The sequence below is a fragment of the uncultured Microbulbifer sp. genome, from assembly GCF_947489355.1.
In the GTDB taxonomy this organism is placed as follows: Bacteria; Pseudomonadota; Gammaproteobacteria; order Pseudomonadales; family Cellvibrionaceae; genus Microbulbifer.
Genome location: NZ_CANLDD010000041.1, coordinates 24,347 through 41,527, shown reverse-complemented (window position 1 = coordinate 41,527; position 17,181 = coordinate 24,347). Strand labels below are relative to the sequence as shown.

The 17,181-nt window shown below is 57.0% G+C and carries 16 protein-coding genes and 1 pseudogene; 6 read left to right on the top strand and 11 right to left on the bottom strand.

Going from position 1 to position 17,181, the window contains the following annotated elements; genetic code table 11:
• Positions 1-72 precede the first annotated feature (72 nt).
• Positions 73-177, top strand: a pseudogene (locus tag Q1A48_RS15290) (IS5/IS1182 family transposase); the annotation flags it as partial.
• Between the two features lie 60 nt (positions 178-237).
• On the opposite strand, the gene Q1A48_RS15285 reads toward Q1A48_RS15290, so the two are convergent.
• The 5 genes from Q1A48_RS15285 to rplU form a co-directional block, all read right to left on the bottom strand.
• Positions 238-558, bottom strand: coding sequence for a hypothetical protein (locus Q1A48_RS15285; RefSeq protein ID WP_299946583.1), 321 nt, complete (start codon positions 556-558; stop codon positions 238-240).
• Between the two features lie 34 nt (positions 559-592).
• The gene (locus Q1A48_RS15280; protein WP_299946581.1) at positions 593-1,309 is read right to left on the bottom strand and encodes a YafY family protein; all 717 of its coding nucleotides are present in this window, start codon (positions 1,307-1,309) and stop codon (positions 593-595) included.
• Positions 1,310-1,552: 243 nt separating this feature from the next.
• Positions 1,553-2,752 (bottom strand): Obg family GTPase CgtA, encoded by a 1,200-nt coding sequence (gene cgtA, locus Q1A48_RS15275; RefSeq protein ID WP_299946580.1) that lies wholly within the window; start codon positions 2,750-2,752, stop codon positions 1,553-1,555.
• A gap of 199 nt (positions 2,753-2,951) precedes the next feature.
• Entirely contained in the window at positions 2,952-3,209 is a 258-nt protein-coding gene (gene rpmA, locus Q1A48_RS15270) for a 50S ribosomal protein L27 (RefSeq protein WP_299946578.1), read from the bottom strand.
• A gap of 16 nt (positions 3,210-3,225) precedes the next feature.
• Positions 3,226-3,537 (bottom strand): 50S ribosomal protein L21, encoded by a 312-nt coding sequence (gene rplU, locus Q1A48_RS15265; RefSeq protein WP_299946576.1) that lies wholly within the window; start codon positions 3,535-3,537, stop codon positions 3,226-3,228.
• A 246-nt stretch (positions 3,538-3,783) separates the two neighbouring features.
• Between rplU and ispB the strand changes: the two genes are divergently transcribed.
• On the top strand, positions 3,784-4,746 hold the full coding sequence (ispB, locus tag Q1A48_RS15260; protein ID WP_299946574.1) for an octaprenyl diphosphate synthase: 963 nt from the start codon (positions 3,784-3,786) through the stop codon (positions 4,744-4,746).
• A 159-nt stretch (positions 4,747-4,905) separates the two neighbouring features.
• On the opposite strand, the gene Q1A48_RS15255 is transcribed toward ispB, so the two are convergent.
• Together Q1A48_RS15255 and galU are read right to left on the bottom strand one after the other, a co-directional pair.
• A complete protein-coding gene (locus Q1A48_RS15255) occupies positions 4,906-6,255 on the bottom strand; it encodes a phosphomannomutase (RefSeq protein WP_299946572.1) in 1,350 nt (449 codons plus the stop codon).
• Positions 6,256-7,104, bottom strand: coding sequence for a UTP--glucose-1-phosphate uridylyltransferase GalU (galU, locus tag Q1A48_RS15250; RefSeq protein WP_299946569.1), 849 nt, complete (start codon positions 7,102-7,104; stop codon positions 6,256-6,258).
• A 268-nt stretch (positions 7,105-7,372) separates the two neighbouring features.
• On the opposite strand from galU, the gene fabA reads away from it, so the two are divergent.
• Both fabA and fabB read left to right on the top strand, forming a co-directional pair.
• On the top strand, positions 7,373-7,897 hold the full coding sequence (fabA, locus tag Q1A48_RS15245; RefSeq protein ID WP_299946568.1) for a 3-hydroxyacyl-[acyl-carrier-protein] dehydratase FabA: 525 nt from the start codon (positions 7,373-7,375) through the stop codon (positions 7,895-7,897).
• Between the two features lie 68 nt (positions 7,898-7,965).
• Positions 7,966-9,189 (top strand): beta-ketoacyl-ACP synthase I, encoded by a 1,224-nt coding sequence (fabB, locus tag Q1A48_RS15240; RefSeq protein WP_299946566.1) that lies wholly within the window; start codon positions 7,966-7,968, stop codon positions 9,187-9,189.
• A gap of 71 nt (positions 9,190-9,260) precedes the next feature.
• On the opposite strand, the gene Q1A48_RS15235 is transcribed toward fabB, so the two are convergent.
• The 4 genes from Q1A48_RS15235 to Q1A48_RS15220 form a co-directional block, all read right to left on the bottom strand.
• A complete protein-coding gene (locus Q1A48_RS15235) occupies positions 9,261-10,115 on the bottom strand; it encodes a sugar nucleotide-binding protein (RefSeq protein ID WP_299946564.1) in 855 nt (284 codons plus the stop codon).
• A 14-nt stretch (positions 10,116-10,129) separates the two neighbouring features.
• A complete protein-coding gene (gene ssb / locus Q1A48_RS15230; protein ID WP_299946562.1) occupies positions 10,130-10,672 on the bottom strand; it encodes a single-stranded DNA-binding protein in 543 nt (180 codons plus the stop codon).
• 151 nt (positions 10,673-10,823) lie between these two features.
• Positions 10,824-11,987 (bottom strand): MFS transporter, encoded by a 1,164-nt coding sequence (locus tag Q1A48_RS15225; RefSeq protein WP_299946561.1) that lies wholly within the window; start codon positions 11,985-11,987, stop codon positions 10,824-10,826.
• Positions 11,988-12,077: 90 nt separating this feature from the next.
• Complete coding sequence (locus Q1A48_RS15220) at positions 12,078-13,484, bottom strand: mannose-1-phosphate guanylyltransferase/mannose-6-phosphate isomerase (RefSeq protein WP_366523423.1); 1,407 nt, start codon at positions 13,482-13,484, stop codon at positions 12,078-12,080.
• 158 nt (positions 13,485-13,642) lie between these two features.
• On the opposite strand from Q1A48_RS15220, the gene uvrA reads away from it, so the two are divergent.
• Together uvrA and Q1A48_RS15210 are read left to right on the top strand one after the other, a co-directional pair.
• A complete protein-coding gene (gene uvrA, locus Q1A48_RS15215; RefSeq protein WP_299946558.1) occupies positions 13,643-16,468 on the top strand; it encodes an excinuclease ABC subunit UvrA in 2,826 nt (941 codons plus the stop codon).
• A gap of 83 nt (positions 16,469-16,551) precedes the next feature.
• Positions 16,552-17,154 carry a hypothetical protein gene (locus tag Q1A48_RS15210; protein ID WP_299946556.1) on the top strand — a complete coding sequence of 201 codons (603 nt, stop codon included), beginning with the start codon at positions 16,552-16,554 and terminating at the stop codon, positions 17,152-17,154.
• Positions 17,155-17,181: the final 27 nt, after the last annotated feature.

The following is a 17,181-nucleotide window of genomic DNA, read 5'->3' as shown; positions in this document are numbered from 1 at the left end:
TTCGTCACCTTCATCAAAACCGGTAAACCCCCTCTTTTCAAGGAGATGTGTCAGATTTGGTCTGAACTAATACAATTGAAACACTACCGCGCGATTGCCTCACGTTTCGACAAACTCAAGAGGTGCTATCAAAGCACAGTAGCTATGGCTTGTGCCTTCCTATGGCTACCCATGTGAAACGGGAACAGCCCCTAGGCGCAGCCCCCTGGAAAATACGGTTAGGCTCTCGCCTGTTGATCAGGTAATTCTCGACCAAAATGACATATCTACTGAGTCCTGATCAAGAAGTTCCAAGTATTGCTTGGCAACGGCATTGTCAAGCCACATTTGACATATTTCTTCTGCTCTTGCTTGCGTTGTCGCAATAGCCACATCCGCATAGACGCCATCCTTACCTCGCAGAAGAAAGTGAGAAAGCAAGCCTTCCTGTTCGGATAAAAAACTTTCATCTACCGCTTTTGAAAGTGCGATCAAATCCTTTTCGAATGCGCCTTCAGCAAGGCGGAAACTTGCAAACTCAAGACCCATAAACTCTGCTGTTTCAGTACGATATAACATGATTCTCTCCTTTTGTGGAGATTGCAGTATTGGGCTATCCTCCTGACACCATTGTGTCAGTAGCGTATTGCAAAGATTGATTTCTCTGGTAGTTGATGCAATTGGTTAAATTGACTGTATCTGGAATCACCGTTGGTGCTACTGCGGAAGCAATACTTCCTATACGATCTACTCTGAAATCTCGATATTGTTCTTTTAAGCTACACCAGCAGGCAAGCGTCCATTTGCCCCCCCAATAGAAAAGGCCTAATGGAAAAATGAGGCGATTTGAGGCTTTGTTTGCCAGCGAGTTATAGGAGATGTGCACCCATTGCTGAGAATTTATTGCTTTATGCAGCTGATCCCAGTGCTTGAAATCAATAGCCCGTAAATGCTCTCCCGGGACTCTGATGTTTTTTTGAACGTCAAGCTTTGTCGGGTTTGACAGTCCTGCTTCAATTTTACTCAATAGTGCGCGAGAGGCTTTGCCCAGCTCTGGCCCAGTCCATGAAGAAAGCATGTCTACACTGACAATAAGGGCTTCGAGTTCCAGCTGCGTTAACTGTAAGGGCGGAAGTTCAAAGCCTTCTGAAAGTCTATAGCCAATGCCTGCCTCACCATACACAGGAATTCCGGACAAAGAGAGATCGTCCATATACCTGTAGATTGTTCGTTCAGACACAGCGAGCTTTTCTGCCAAATCCTTTGCGGTTATTGGCTGGTGCGCTCTCAGAAGGTTCGTCAACTGAAAAAGCCTGTCCGATTTATGCATTGTATTGGCGATTCTGTGTTTTAGGTGTGGAGCCTAGTGGGCCATGCGGTTAATTAAATAGTACTTTGTTTATAGCCGAGATTTAGCGAAATCATTTAAGTTGACAAAAAGCACAGAAAAAATAATTACGACAGTCAAGCGCGCAAAAAATATTGTTACCAAATTAACCGCACAGCCCACTATTCAATCTCACTATGCTCAGATCAGGCCGGATGCAGCGCCTCACCGCCATACCGGCGCCATTCAGGGGCGATACTCGATATCCACATCGTGATCGTCACCCTCCCGATCCTCATCATCCACCACCGATCCCCTGGCGGCCCTGCGCCTGGCGCGATAACTATCTCGCAGTGCCTCAATGCGCTCGCGCGCCTCGCGCTGCATTTGCACCTCCAGCTCCGCCTGGGCCAGCTGCGGGGCCCTGCCCTCCGCCTCCCGGCGCGCTTCCAGATAGCCCATCAGACGACCAACCAGCACAGCGGTACCCTCCGCGCGGATCGCAGCCACCCGAAACACCGGCCCGGTCCAGTTCAGCGCTTCAACAATCGCTTCACAGCGCGCCTCCAACTCGGTCGCGGGCACCAGATCTGTTTTGTTGAATACCAGCCAGCGTTCGCGCCCGGCCAGCGTGGCGCTGAAGCTGGCCAGCTCGCGCTCAATGGCCCAAGCATTCTCAATGGGATCTGAGCCGTCAAACGGTGCCAGATCCACCAGGTGCAAGAGCACCCGACAGCGGGTCAGGTGCTTGAGAAAGCGGATGCCCAGGCCGGCGCCCTCGGCGGCACCCTGGATCAGGCCGGGGATATCGGCGATCACAAAGCTGCGGTGCTGCTGTACCTGCACCACCCCCAGATTGGGCACCAGGGTCGTAAAGGGATAGTTGGCCACCTTGGGCTTGGCTGCGGAAACGGCGCGTATAAATGTGGACTTGCCGGCATTGGGTAACCCGAGCATGCCCACATCGGCCAAGACTTTCAGCTCCAGCTTGAGGTTGCGCGCCTCGCCCTCAGTCCCATTGGTGGTCTGGCGGGGAGCCCGGTTGGTGCTGGACTTGAAGCGGGTATTGCCGAGGCCATGGAAACCGCCCCGAGCAACCAGAAGGCGCTCGCCAGCATCGGTCATATCCCCCAGGGTTTCACCGGTTTCCGCATCAATCACCGTGGTCCCCACCGGTACCTTCAATACCAGATCCTCCCCTTTGGCGCCGGTGCAGTTGCGCCCGCGCCCCTGCTGGCCGGTCTCGGCGATATAGCGGGGCTGGTAGCGGTAATCCACCAGGGTATTCAGGGAGTCGTCGGCTTCCAGGTAGACGGAGCCACCATCGCCGCCATCACCGCCATCCGGTCCGCCCCGCTCGACAAACTTTTCCCGGCGAAAGCTCAGGCAGCCATTGCCCCCCTTACCCGCCTGCACGTAGATGGGCGCTTCATCGACAAACTTCATAAATTACTCCACCGCTTCAGCGATTATCTATCCCTCGCCGTGTGCAAACGTGAGATGCCCATCACCAAGCCAGACAACAGGTTCTCCAAACTACGAGTGCCCACCTCCCAAGGTTGCGTATTCCGCAACCGCTCAGGGTCTTACAACAAAAAAGCCCCGCAGCAAGCGGGGCTTTTTTGAAGCTTGAGCCAGATTCCGTTCAGGCTGTTTCAATAGAAACAAACCTGCGGTTGTTGGGGCCCTTCACTTCAAACTTCACAACGCCGTCCGCAGTGGCGAACAGAGTATGGTCTTTACCCATACCAATATTTACCCCGGCGTGGAACTTGGTGCCACGCTGGCGAACGATGATATTGCCTGCAGCAACAGACTGACCGCCAAAGCGCTTAACACCAAGGCGTTTACTCTCGGAATCGCGGCCATTTCGCGTACTGCCGCCAGCTTTCTTATGTGCCATGAATCGTTACTCCTCTTTATGCTTTGATACCAGTGATTTTCACTTCGGTATACCACTGGCGGTGCCCCTGGCGCTTCATGGAATGCTTGCGACGGCGGAACTTGATGATTTTCACCTTCTCACCGCGGCCGTGGTTGACCACTTCAGCAGTCACTGTTGCGCCGTTGACAATGGGGGCACCGATATCAATCTTGTCGCCATCAACCACCATCAGCACCTTATCGAAATCGATGGATTCTCCAGTCGCGACTTCCAATTTCTCAAGGCGAAGTACCTCGCCCTCTTCCACGCGGTGTTGCTTGCCACCACTCTCAAAAACAGCATACATATTTTCTCTGCTCCGGTATGGACGACACGAAGCAGCGGGCGGACTGATGAGTCACCACCCGCATTTCGGGAGCTTGCGCCGTGTTGTCTAAACATCTGTTGCCGAGGGGTCCCAGATCCGAGCCGATCGGTACCCGCAAACGGCGGGGCGCAGATTCTAATCAATTCACCGGGTTGATACAATAGCGTCCCTTTACCGCCCGGCCCCTCCGGGCGGTCTCTGTCCAGTCGTATAAGGAACTCATGCATGCTGCCTTTCCACAGGGTCGCCGCCGAAGACTTTGCCGCGGTCAACCAGCGTATTCTCGACCAACTGCACTCGGACGTTCCCCTGGTGGAAAACATCGGCCACTATCTGGTGGAAGCCGGCGGCAAGCGCCTGCGGCCCCTGCTGGTACTGCTCTGCGCCAGGGCCTGCGGTTATCGCGGTAATCGCCATATCGACCTCGCCACCATTATTGAGTTTATTCACACGGCCACACTGCTGCACGACGATGTAGTGGACACTTCTGAACTGCGACGCGGCCGCCTCACTGCCAACGCCAAATGGGGCAATGCCCCCAGCGTCCTGGTGGGTGACTTCCTCTACTCCCGCGCCTTCCAGATGATGGTTGCCCTACAGGATATGGGCATCATGGCAATCCTCTCCGATACGACCAATACCATCGCCGAGGGCGAGGTACAGCAGCTGGTCAATGCCGGTGATCCAGGCGTGGGAGAAGACAGCTACTTAACCGTTATCCACAAGAAAACCGGCGCCCTTTTTGAGGCCGCCTGTGAAACTGCCGCGGTCTTGTCCGGGTGCACTGGCGAGGTACAAACCGCTCTGAAACTGTACGGCCGCCATCTGGGACTCGCCTTCCAACTGGTCGATGATGCGCTCGACTACCGCGGCAACCCGGAGGCGTTGGGTAAGAATGTGGGTGATGATCTGGCCGAGGGCAAACCGACCCTGCCACTCATCTACACCATGGCCAATGGTACCGAGGCCCAGGCACAACTGGTCAGGGAAGCCATCGAACAGCATAGTGCGAAGCAATTATCCAGCATCGTCGAAGCCATCGAGACGTGCGGGGCACTGGATTACACCATGGAACACGCCCGCGCCGCTGTCGATAACGCAAAGGCACAACTGGCTTTTCTGCCTGACTGCGCACAAAAGACCGCCTTGCAGCAACTGGCCAGCTTTGCAGTGGAAAGAGAGGCCTAACGCCCCAGGGGTGGTGCCAGCCCGACAGCCAAACGGGTTGACAGCGTATGAGGGCAGGGGCAGGTGCCGCCGCGGACCGATGAAATACGGGTCACTGCGCACACCTGCGCCGCTATTACAAGGAAGGCAATCAGCTCAACAGCATTGAACCACCGGAATTCAGGCCCGGATCAGTTTCAGTAACTCTTCAGTCTTTGCGCGCATCAGGGCCTTATTCCCGCGGGATTCCACATTCAGGCGGACAACCGGTTCGGTATTGGACATCCTAAGATTAAAGCGCCAATCAGCATAGTCCACGCTCAAACCATCCACATGCTCAACGTGCTCGGCATCCGGACCATAGTGCGCTTCGACGGTTTCCAGCAGCGCCGCAGCATTCCGCACCCTAGTATTGATCTCGCCGGAGCAGGGAAATGCCATCATACCCGCCCCAACCAGTTCGGACAGGGGCTTGCCACTGCGGCTGATCAACTCGGCCACCAATAGCCAGGGGATCATACCGCTATCGCAGTAGGCGAAGTCACGGAAGTAGTGGTGGGCACTCATCTCGCCGCCGTAAACCGCGTCCTCCCGGCGCATACGCTCCTTGATAAACGCGTGGCCGGTTTTGCTCTGCACCGGTACCCCACCCGCCCTGTGGACGATATCCCTGGTATTCCACAGTAGGCGGGGATCGTGAACCACTGTGCCGCCTTCATGCTTGCGCAAAAAAGCCTCTGCAAGCAAACCGACCACATAGTAACCTTCGACAAACGCACCCTTTTCATCGAAGAAAAAACAGCGGTCAAAATCGCCATCCCAGGCGATACCAAGGTCAGCCCCGCTCTCACGCACCGCCACCGCAGTGGGTGCGCGATTCTCCGGCAGTATCGGGTTGGGGATGCCATTGGGGAAATTGCCATCCGCCTGGTGGTGTACCCGCACAAACTCAAACGGCAGGTGTGGTGCCAACGCATCAACCACGGCACCCGCGCCGCCATTGCCAGCATTGACCACCAGCTTGAGCGGCTTGAGTGCGGAGCGGTCAATATATCCCAATAAATGCTGAATAAAGTCTGCGCGATGCTCGAAACGTTGCGATTCACCGCGCTTTGTCACAGGGGTAAAGTTGCTCTCCTCCGCCAGGCGCTTGATGTCCAGCAAACCGGTATCACCGCTGATCGGGCTACTGCCGGCACGGACAAACTTCATTCCGTTGTAATCCATGGGATTATGGCTGGCGGTCACACAGATACCGCCATCAAAGTCCCCATGAAACGTGGAGAAATAAATCTCTTCGGTCCCACACTCCCCAATATGAAACACATCTGCCCCGGCATCGCACAGGCCATTGGCCAGCGCTGCAGTCAGTTCGCCACTGGTGCGGCGTATATCGTGCCCGACCACCACCCGGCGCGCACCCAGGAACTGGGCAAAGGCACGCCCCACCCGGTAAGCAATATCAGCATTCAGTTCTTCCGGTACCCGACCGCGCACATCATAGGCTTTAAAACAGGTGAGATCGCGCACTTACTGCTTCTCCTGAGCGGAATGCCTGGGTAGGTATACATTTTCATACACATGATTTGTGGCCTCGATAAACCCCTCCACCGAACCACAGTCAAAACGGCGCCCTCTGAACGCATAGGCCAGCACGCAGCCCTGGCGCGCCTGGGCCAGCAGGGCATCGGTAATCTGAACTTCCCCATTTTTGCCTGGGGGCGTATCCCGGATCAGATCAAAAATATCCGGGGTCAAAATGTAGCGTCCAATAATCGCCTTATTGCTCGGCGCCTCCTCCGCAGCCGGCTTCTCGATCATATCGGTCACCTGATAGAGGCCCGGTTTGATCTCGTTGCCCGCGATCACACCGAATTTATGGATCTCCGCCATAGGGACTTCCTCTACGGCAACGATGCTGCAGCGAAACTGTTTGTAGAGCCGCACCATCTGCGCGAGGACACCCAGGTCATCATTCAGGCACAGGTCGTCGGCCAATACTACAGCGAAGGCTTCATCCCCCACCAAGCGGCGCCCCTGCAGGATCGCATCGCCCAATCCACGCATTTCCCCCTGGCGCGTATAGGAGAAACTGGCACAATCGATGACCTTGCGCACAGAGTCCAGGTAGCGTTCTTTACCGGTTCCGGCGATCTGGTGTTCCAGTTCAAAGTTGGTATCAAAGTGGTCCTCGATGGCACGCTTGCCCCGCCCGGTGACAAAGCCGATTTCCGTCAACCCCGCCTCAATAGCTTCCTCGACGCCGTACTGTACCAGCGGTTTGTTCACCAAAGGCAGCATCTCTTTGGGCATGGCTTTGGTAGCTGGCAGGAAACGGGTGCCGTAACCGGCAACCGGAAATAGACATTTTTTGAGCATTTTACCCCCTTTGAACAAAATCGTGCCTCCCCCATCGGGCCGGCAATCTATCACAGTTGGCAAGCGGTATCATTTACACAAGATGACGCAGGGCTTCCCGATAAGGTCAAAAATCCCCGATTAAATGCTCTAAGATTGTGAAGACAACTATAGCGCCAGTCACAAAAAAATTTTGGCTGACTGGACAAGCAAGACACAGCCCTTAGAATGCCCGCTCTTGCAAAAACGCCCAGCCTCAATTGCACAACCACCCAATAATAGGGATAAGATGAGTAACTTTGTTCAAAAAAGCAACTATAGCAGAGAGGAACTCCTGACCTGCTCCCGGGGTGAAATGTTCGGCCCCGGCAATGCCCAACTGCCCGCCCCCAATATGCTGATGCTGGACCGAATCACCCACATCTCCAAAGAGGGCGGTGCCTTCGGCAAGGGAGAGTTGATTGCAGAGCTGGACATCCATCCTGATTTGTGGTTTTTCAATTGCCACTTTCCCGGCGATCCGGTTATGCCCGGCTGCCTCGGCCTGGACGCCATGTGGCAACTGCTCGGTTATTTCCTCGCCTGGAAGGGCAATCCCGGGCGCGGTCGCGCGCTCGGCTGCGGTGAAGTCAAGTTTACCGGACAAATTCTGCCCACCAACAAGAAAGTGACTTACCATATCCAGATGAGCCGTATCGTCGAACGTAGACTCGTCATGGGCATCGGCAACGGCACTGTCTCTGTCGATGATCGCGAAATTTACACAGCGAAGGATCTTCGCGTAGGCTTGTTTACCCGCACGGATAATTTTTAAACTGGCCGAAGACCAAACCCACTGGACATCATCAAGTCCTCTGCCGACACGCTATGCTGGAGATCACTATGCGCCGGGTAGTCATTACCGGAATGGGAATCACATCCTGTATCGGTACCAACACAAAAGAAGTCATCGCCTCCCTGAGAGCCGGCCGCAGCGGCATTCGATTTCAGGACGAATATCGGGAACTCGGACTGCGCAGCCAGATAGCCGGCTCGGTGGATATTGATTTCAAGGAACATATCGACCGCAAACCACTGCGCTTTATGGGTGATTCCGCCGCCTATGCCTATATTGCCATGCGCGAGGCCATCGATCTGTCCGGCCTGGAGGAGAGCGATATTTCCAACCCCCGCACCGGTATCATTATGGGCTCCGGGGGCACCTCCACCCAGCAGATTATTGATGCCGCCCACACCCTCAAAGAAAAAGGCGTGCGCCGTGTCGGTGCCTACCGGGTGCCCCAAGTGATGGGCAGCACCGTCTCCGCCTGTCTGGCCACCCCGTTCAAAATCAAGGGAGTCAACTACAGCATCTCTTCCGCCTGCGCAACCAGCGCCCACTGCATTGGCCACGGGGCCGAGCTGATCCAAATGGGCAAGCAGGATATTGTCTTTGCCGGTGGCGGCGAGGAACTGGCCTGGAGCCTGACCCATCTGTTTGATGCCATGGGCGCCCTCTCGAGCAAGTACAACGAAACCCCCACCAGAGCCTCGCGCCCCTACGATACGGATCGCGATGGGTTTGTGATCGCCGGCGGCGGTGGCTGCCTGATACTGGAGGAGATGGACCATGCCCTGGCACGCGGTGCCACCATTTACGCTGAGCTGACCGGCTACGGCGCCACCTCGGATGGTTACGACATGGTCGCCCCCAGCGGCGAGGGTGCGGTGCGCTGTATGCAACAGGCCATGGCGGGCATGGATGGTCAGGGCCTGCGGGGCAGCGTGGACTATATCAATACCCACGGCACCTCGACCTCTGTGGGCGATGTGGCCGAACTCAAGGCCATGCGCGAAGTCTTTGGGGACAAGGGGCCGGCTTTCGCTTCCACAAAATCGCTCACCGGCCACTCCCTTGGGGCTGCCGGTGTACAGGAGGCTATTTACAGCCTGCTGATGATGCAAAACAGTTTTATCGCTGCCTCGGCCAATGTAGACAACCGGGACCCCGCAGCCGAAGGCATGGACCTGGTGACCGAATTGCGCGAATGCGAAATAAAGCGCGCCATGTCGAACAGCTTCGGCTTTGGTGGCACCAATGCCTGCCTGGTTTTCGACAAGGTATAGGCCACAAACCAAAAAGGGGCCTGCCTGACGGGCACCCTTCTCTTTTGCAAATCCCTCCTCGGCACTCTTTTTTAGTGTGTCGACCTCTCTGCTTCCAGGCGCTCAAGCCAAAGCTCTACCTGCCGGGTGAGACCCTGGCGCCAGCTGTGCTGCTGGATGCCAAACACATCGCGCAGCTTGCCACAGGCCAGAACAACACTGCGGTCTCGCCGCTCGCCGCTATCCTCCAGTGGGTTCAGCTGCACCAGGCGCTCTTCGTCATAGAAGGATCGGGCCCGCTCCACAACCTCCAAAGCAAACTCCATCGCAGTACAGCTGTCGGAGCTACCGTAGTGGTAAATCCCGTTGGCACAGGCCCCACTGGCCAATTGTTGTGATACTGCCACCACCACACGCGCCAAATCCAAAGCGGTGACCGGATTGCCGCTGTTGCAGCCATCCAGGGCAATAGGCTCGCCCGCCACAAAACTGCGCAATATCCGCCCCAACAGTGCATCCCGGCTGCTGTCTACCACCCAGCCGAATCTCAGAATAGTCAGGTTGTCCAAAGCGCCCAGAGCCCGCTCACAGGACAGCCACTGTTGCCCGCAACGGGCGCGGGGGTCCGCCGCATCGTCTTCATCGTAGCGGCGGGGTTCGCCACCGCCAAAGACCTGATAGGAAGAGAGATGGATCACATGCGCACAGAGGGTTTGCGCGAGCAGCCTGGCCACCTGCAGCGCCTCCGGCATGCCCTGCGCATCGGCGCAGGCCGAGGCATTGATCACGATAGAGCCCGGGCGCAATTGTTCGAGCTCAGACGGGGCCAACAGCTGGATGCGCAAGCCAGCACGCTGCAGGCGTTTCTGCAACGCACCGTCAATTTCGTTGCCAGCAGTGATAACCGCGACGGTGCTCGGTCTGTAGCCGGAGTTCAGTTCAGACACTGGACAGGCCAGTCTCAGAAGGGAATATCATCGTCAAAGCTGTTATCGAAGCCTCCGGCGGGCCCCTGGCCAGGCTGCTGCTTGTTGGATGGCGCCGCCGGCGAAGGGGCGGTATTTGCCGGTGCAAAGGCGCCCTGACCACCCGTGGGGTGTGCACCGGTATCGGCGGCGCCCATTCCGGCACCACTCATACCCTGACCAAAACCGCCCGCTTCACCGCGGCCGTCGAGCATCTGCATCTCACTGGCGACAATCTCGGTGCTGTAGCGGTCCTGGCCAGTGTTCTTGTCCTGCCACTTGCGTGTGCGCAGTGCCCCTTCAATATACACCTTGGAACCCTTGCGCAAGTACTCCCCGGCAATCTCGGCCAGACGGTTGAAAAACACCACCCGGTGCCACTCGGTGCGCTCCTGCTGCTGGCCGGTCTGCTTGTCTTTCCAGCTCTCGCTGGTGGCCAGGCTCACGTTGGTTACGGCACCCCCACTCGGCATATAGCGGGTTTCCGGATCATTGCCCAGATTGCCAATCAAAATAACTTTATTAATTCCCCTGGCCATGGCCCTCTCCTGTCTTCAGCCCGGGTCCCGCCCGGGGCAATTATGATTCAGACGTTACCTGTGCACGCCTGCTTAAGCACTGCTGTTGCGCGACCGTCCCGGCAGGCAATCAGTGTATGTTTATCCAGCAGCATACAACAGTCGCCACCAGTTAGTAAGCACTGGCCCGCTCGCACAGCCACCACCAGAACAGGCCCCAGATCGATAACACCGCAAAACCGAACCAGGCCACAGCATTCGCACCGCCCACACCGAACAGGTAGCCTCCCAGACTGCCGCCGACAAAGGTGCCGAAAAACTGCAGGGTTGCATAGAGGCCCGAAGCGGCCCCGCGGGCATCCACCGGCGCCTTGCGGGTCAACTGGGCCGGCAACAGTGCCTCCAGCAAATTGAAACCGGTAAAGAAAATACCCAGCAGTACCACTGCAGCCACGGGGCCGGTCGCCAGCAACAGTGTCGCACTGCCACCAGCCAGAGCCAGAGCGCCCAGGTTCAAGGCGAGCGGCGCTTTTTCACCGCGCTCTGCCAACCGCATCAGCGGCAGCATCAGAATAAAGGTACCCAGCATCAGTGGGCCATACAATTTCCAGTGCTCCCCTGCCGGCCACCCCAGCCTGTCCACCAAAACCGGCGGCAGGGCGACAAATAACGCCGTCAGTAACAGGTGGGAAAAAAAAGCCCCGGAAACCAACCGCCAGGTGAGACCGCTGCCCAGCACAGTGCGGAAACCGCTGCTGGATACCGCCGGGCGTCGCGCCACCGGTGGCGTTGGTACGACACACCAGACCAGCAGAATGCCCACCAAAGCCAATACCGCGGTGACCCAGAAGATGGCCGCCAGGCCACCGGCGCCCGCCAGGGCCGGCCCCAGTATCACTGCCAGCATAAAGGCCACACCGATTGACGCGCCTATTATCGCCATGGCAATACCGCGCTTCTCGTCCCGGGTGAGATCCGCAACCAGCGCCATTACCGCCGCCGAAATAGCACCACAGCCCTGCAGCACCCTGCCAGCAATCAATCCGTAAACCGAGTCCGTGTGGGCGGCAATCACACTGCCGAGGGCAAACAGGACCAGGCCTGTATAGATCACCGGCTTGCGCCCCCAGCGATCGGACAACAGCCCCAAAGGAATCTGCAGCACCGCTTGGCTCAGGCCATAGGCACCCATGGCCAGCCCCAGCAGCAGGGGCGTGCTGGCGCGGTAATCCCCACCGTAAACGGTGAGCACCGGCAGCACCATAAACAGGCCGAGCATGCGAAAAACATACAGGGGAGCCAGTCCACCCAGGGCGCGACGCTCAATGGCATTCATGCAAATTCCGCAACAGCATTCAATTGGGCGCGCATTGTACAGTGAGCCGCCGCCGGGCTGTAGTGGCAGCTGCAGAGATACTCACCAGGGCTAATTGCGACCGTAGTCATCGTCAAAGCGGACAATATCATCCTCACCCAGGTAACTGCCGGATTGCACCTCGATCAACTCCAGGGGAATGGTGCCCGGATTTTCCAGGCGGTGGACCACCCCCAGGGAAATGTAAGTGGACTGGTTCTCCGTGATCAGTAATTTCTCTTCGCCATGGGTTACCCTCGCTGTGCCGCGCACAACGACCCAGTGCTCGGCACGATGGTGGTGCATTTGTCGAGACAGCTGTTGCCCGGGCTTGACCACGATACGTTTGACCTGAAAACGCGGGCCCGCATCTATGCAGTCATAGTAACCCCAGGGCCTGTAGACCTTGCGGTGACGCCGGGCCTCGCTGCGCCCCGAGTGTTTGAGACTGTGCACCAGCTTTTTCACTTCCTGCACCCGCTGTTTGCTGGCGATCAACAGGGCATCATCGGTGTCCACCACCACCAGATCCTTGACGCCCAGCAGGCTCACCAGGCGATTTTCAGCGCGCACCAGACAGCCCTCGCTGTCCTCCAGCAGCACGTCGCCACGCAGCAGGTTGTCATCGGCATCCCGCTCGGCCAGCTCCCAAAGCCCGAGCCAGGAGCCCACGTCGCTCCAGCCGGCGTCCATAGAAACCACGGCGGCGGATTCGGTGCACTCCATCACCGCATAATCCACCGACTCGTCGGCACAGGCGGCAAAGGCCGCTTTATCCACACGGGTGAAATCCAGATCCCGCGTGGCGCGCGCACAGGCGCTCCGACAGGCTGCGAGAATATCCCTGCGGTGCTGGTCCAGCTCTTCCAAATAACGGGAGGCGCGAAACAGGAATATGCCACTGTTCCAGGCGTGTTCGCCGCCGGCCAGGTAAGACTTCGCAGTATCGACATCCGGCTTCTCGACAAACGCCATCACCTTCCAGGCATGGTCCCCCAGAGCCTCTCCGCGACGAATATAGCCATAGCCCGTCTCGGCGCGCGTCGGCACAATACCGAAGGTCACCAGATGCCCCTGCTCTGCCAGCGCTTCCGCCGCCTGCACCGCACTTTGGAAAGCCGGCACGTCCGCCACTGCATGATCCGCCGGCAACACCAACAGCAAGGGATCCTCACCACGCTCCAGTGCCACCAATGCGGCCAGCGCGATGGCCGGTGCCGTATTGCGCGCGCAGGGCTCCAGCAGGATTGACTGGGCGCCGTGGCCGATCTCCTGCAATTGCTCCGCCGCAGCAAAGCGGTGCTCCTCATTGCACACCAGAATGGGGGCCTGTAACCGCTGCAAACCCTCCAGCCGCCGCACTGTAGCCTGCAACATGGTCTCAGTGCCAATGAGCGGCAGAAACTGTTTCGGATAGGCTTCGCGGGAGAGAGGCCACAGGCGCGAGCCCGTACCTCCGCAGAGAATTACAGGAACCATCACTTCAATCTGTCTAGCTGTTGGGTTTTTGCGACAGACGATTTTGGCACATCGGATAGCGAGTTTATACTGGGCTGTTTTTCGGCACCGCAGTTGTGATCGCCCTGCGAGGAGCAAGTCCGAGGCCCGACCCAATATGACCAGCAAATAGGTAGAGCGTGGACACGATTTATGTAAGGGGTGCGCGCACCCACAACCTGAAAAATATCGACCTCGACATCCCCCGCGACAAACTGATCGTGATTACCGGACTGTCCGGTTCCGGCAAGTCCTCCCTGGCATTTGACACCCTCTATGCCGAGGGCCAACGCCGCTATGTGGAATCCCTCTCCACCTATGCGCGCCAGTTCCTGTCGATGATGGAAAAGCCGGATGTGGACACCGTCGACGGACTGTCTCCAGCCATATCCATCGAGCAAAAGTCCACCTCCCATAACCCCCGCTCCACCGTGGGCACCATCACCGAGATTTACGACTATCTGCGCCTGCTGTTTGCCCGCGTGGGCGAACCCCGCTGCCCCGAACACGCTGAGCCGCTACAGGCGCAGACGGTCAGCCAGATGGTGGATCAGGTACTGGCCCTGCCGGAGGGCAGTAAAATCATGCTGTTGGCACCCGTGGTGCGGGATCGCAAGGGCGAGCATCAACATGTGTTCGAACAGCTGCGCCGCGATGGTTTCGTACGCGCGCGCATCGACGGGGTGACCTGCGATCTCGATGACACCCCCAAACTGGACAAGCGCCGCAAGCACACCGTCGAGGTCATCGTGGACCGCTTCAAGGTGCGCAAAGATCTGCAACTGCGGCTGGCGGAATCTTTTGAAACAGCCCTGAACCTCACCCAGGGCATCGCCTCCATCGGTTTTATGGACGGCAATCAGAAAGATCGGCTCTTCTCCGCCCGCCACGCCTGTCCGGTGTGCGACTACTCCCTGGATGAGCTGGAGCCGCGCCTGTTCTCTTTCAACAATCCCGCCGGCGCCTGCCCCAGTTGTGACGGCCTGGGGGTCAAACAGTTCTTCGACGAAGACAAGGTGATACTCGATCCGCAGAGCAGTATTTCCGAGGGCGCCATCCGCGGCTGGGACCGGCGCAATATCTACTATTACCATATGCTCGACGCCCTCGCAGAACACTACGGCTTCGATCTGGACAAGCCCTGGAAAAAGCTGCGCAAAGCGCACCGCAAGGTTGTCCTGCACGGCAGCGGCGATGAAATCATCGACTTCAGCTATGTCAATGACCGCGGCGACGTCACTGTGCGCCGTCACACCTTCGAAGGCATTATCCCCAACTTCCAGCGCCGCTACCAGGATACCGAATCCCAATCCGTGCGCGAGGAACTGGCCAAATACCTGAGCACACAGCAGTGCCCGGAATGCGACGGTACCCGACTGCGCCGCGAGGCCCGCCACGTCTTTGTCGACAACTGCACCCTGGCTCAGATCACCGCCCTGCCGGTGGGTGATGCCTTTGATTATTTTGATCACCAGCTGAATTTTGAAGGCGCCCAGAAAGAGATTGCCGACAAAATCCTTAAGGAACTGCGCGACCGGTTTCGCTTCTTGGTGGACGTTGGCCTCAATTATCTGACTCTGAATCGCAGCGCTGAAACCCTGTCCGGTGGTGAGGCCCAGCGTATTCGCCTGGCCAGCCAGATTGGCGCCGGCCTGGTGGGCGTGATGTACATCCTCGATGAACCCTCCATCGGCCTTCACCAGCGCGACAATGCGCGTCTACTCAGCACGCTCACCCACCTGCGCGATATCGGCAATACGGTGATCGTGGTGGAGCACGATGAAGAGGCCATCCGCAGCGCAGACTATATCGTCGATATCGGCCCCGGCGCCGGGGTGCATGGCGGTGAAATCGTTGCCGCCGGTAGCGCCGACAGCATTGCCAAGTGCAAAAAATCCCTCACCGGCCAATATCTCTCCGGCAAGAAAAAAATTGCCGTGCCTGAGGAGCGGTATATCCCGGACCAGGACTATATACTCCGTCTCAAGGGTGCCAATGGCAACAACCTGCAAAACGTGGACCTGGAAATCCCCGTGGGACTGTTCACCTGCGTCACCGGTGTCTCCGGCTCCGGTAAATCCACCCTGATCAACACCACCCTGTATCCGCTTGCGGCAACCGCCCTGAACAAGGCCACCACTCTGAAGGCTGCACCCTACCAAGCAGTGCATGGGCTGGAGCACTTCGACAAGTGCGTGGATATTGATCAGAGCCCGATCGGGCGCACACCCAGGTCCAATCCGGCCACCTACACCGGTATTTTCACCCCGATCCGCGACCTGTTCGCCGGCACCCAGGAAGCGCGCTCCCGCGGCTACAAGCCCGGTCGCTTCAGCTTTAACGTCAAGGGCGGTCGCTGCGAGGCCTGCCAGGGCGATGGCGTCATCAAGGTGGAAATGCACTTCCTCCCGGATATCTACGTGCCCTGCGACACCTGCCACGGTAAGCGCTACAATCGCGAAACCCTGGAAGTACACTACAAGGGCAAAAATATCCACGAGGTACTGGAAATGACCGTGGAAGATGCGCGGGCGTTCTTCGACCCGGTGCCTGCCATTGCCAAAAAACTGCAGACACTGATGGATGTGGGTCTCGCCTATATCAAGCTCGGCCAGGCAGCCACCACCCTCTCCGGCGGTGAAGCGCAGCGGGTGAAGCTCTCGCGCGAACTGTCCAAGCGCGACACCGGCCAAACCCTGTATATTCTCGACGAACCCACCACCGGCCTGCACTTTGCCGATATCCAGTTACTGCTGGATGTATTGCACCGACTTCGCGATCACGGCAATACCATTGTTGTGATCGAACACAATCTGGACGTCATCAAAACCGCTGACTGGATCGTTGACTTGGGTCCGGAGGGCGGTTCCGGTGGCGGTCAAATTATTGCAGCGGGTTCACCGGAAGAGGTCGCGGAAATGGAATTGTCCCATACCGGGCAATTTCTCAAACCAATGCTCGAATAGCTTCATTCACAAAGGGTGCCGGATGACTCAGGCGCCCTGTTTACAAAGCATTACCTTTATTAGTCCATTCTGAGATCAGTAAAATGAAGTTCTTAAATAAAGAGAGACTGATTTTACTTATCGCACTCTGCGCCATTCTGATTTCCACAGCCTCTTTTTACGCCACCTACCAACAAGCGAAGGCAGCCAACCTCCAGGTCAAAGTGATGACCATGCCGATTGTGGAGTTCTCCCATGGCAATTTTGACATTAAAGAAAAAAAGCCGCTCACCTCCTTTACACTCAAAAATGCCGGATCAGGGCCAGCGATACTAAAATCCATTCAATTCAATTATAAAAACACTCCTCATTCCAATCATACCGATTTCTTAAAAGGCTGTTGCAAAAAAGAGTACAACGAGCTGATGAAAAATATTGCAAATGCAATAAGAGAAGAGAGAGATATCAGCTTTGATTCTGGGGGAATTGTCAGCAGCCCAACAAAAAATACTATTATTCCGGCAAAGTCTGACTTCGAATTTCTAAGAGTCTACAGAGGGGATTTATCTATTGATCTTTGGGAAAAAATTGACCAAGAGAGATTCAACCTTTCCCTGATCGCCTGCTTCTGCTCACCTCTTGGAGATTGCTATCAATCTAATTCAGAACATATTTCGGTAGAGGTTAATTCCTGCCCGACAGGTTAATTCTCCATCCATACAAGCCTTTAAATG

Excerpts from the sequence above, each read along its gene's own strand:
- Q1A48_RS15285 (WP_299946583.1), bottom strand. The coding sequence starts at position 558 with ATGTTATATCGTACTGAAACAGCAGAGTTTATGGGTCTTGAGTTTGCA.
- Q1A48_RS15280 (WP_299946581.1), bottom strand. The coding sequence starts at position 1,309 with ATGCATAAATCGGACAGGCTTTTTCAGTTGACGAACCTTCTGAGAGCG.
- cgtA (WP_299946580.1), bottom strand. The coding sequence starts at position 2,752 with ATGAAGTTTGTCGATGAAGCGCCCATCTACGTGCAGGCGGGTAAGGGG.
- rpmA (WP_299946578.1), bottom strand. The coding sequence starts at position 3,209 with ATGGCACATAAGAAAGCTGGCGGCAGTACGCGAAATGGCCGCGATTCC.
- rplU (WP_299946576.1), bottom strand. The coding sequence starts at position 3,537 with ATGTATGCTGTTTTTGAGAGTGGTGGCAAGCAACACCGCGTGGAAGAG.
- ispB (WP_299946574.1), top strand. The coding sequence starts at position 3,784 with ATGCTGCCTTTCCACAGGGTCGCCGCCGAAGACTTTGCCGCGGTCAAC.
- galU (WP_299946569.1), bottom strand. The coding sequence starts at position 7,104 with ATGCTCAAAAAATGTCTATTTCCGGTTGCCGGTTACGGCACCCGTTTC.
- fabA (WP_299946568.1), top strand. The coding sequence starts at position 7,373 with ATGAGTAACTTTGTTCAAAAAAGCAACTATAGCAGAGAGGAACTCCTG.
- fabB (WP_299946566.1), top strand. The coding sequence starts at position 7,966 with ATGCGCCGGGTAGTCATTACCGGAATGGGAATCACATCCTGTATCGGT.
- ssb (WP_299946562.1), bottom strand. The coding sequence starts at position 10,672 with ATGGCCAGGGGAATTAATAAAGTTATTTTGATTGGCAATCTGGGCAAT.
- Q1A48_RS15225 (WP_299946561.1), bottom strand. The coding sequence starts at position 11,987 with ATGAATGCCATTGAGCGTCGCGCCCTGGGTGGACTGGCTCCCCTGTAT.
- Q1A48_RS15220 (WP_366523423.1), bottom strand. The coding sequence starts at position 13,484 with ATGGTTCCTGTAATTCTCTGCGGAGGTACGGGCTCGCGCCTGTGGCCT.
- Q1A48_RS15210 (WP_299946556.1), top strand. The coding sequence starts at position 16,552 with ATGAAGTTCTTAAATAAAGAGAGACTGATTTTACTTATCGCACTCTGC.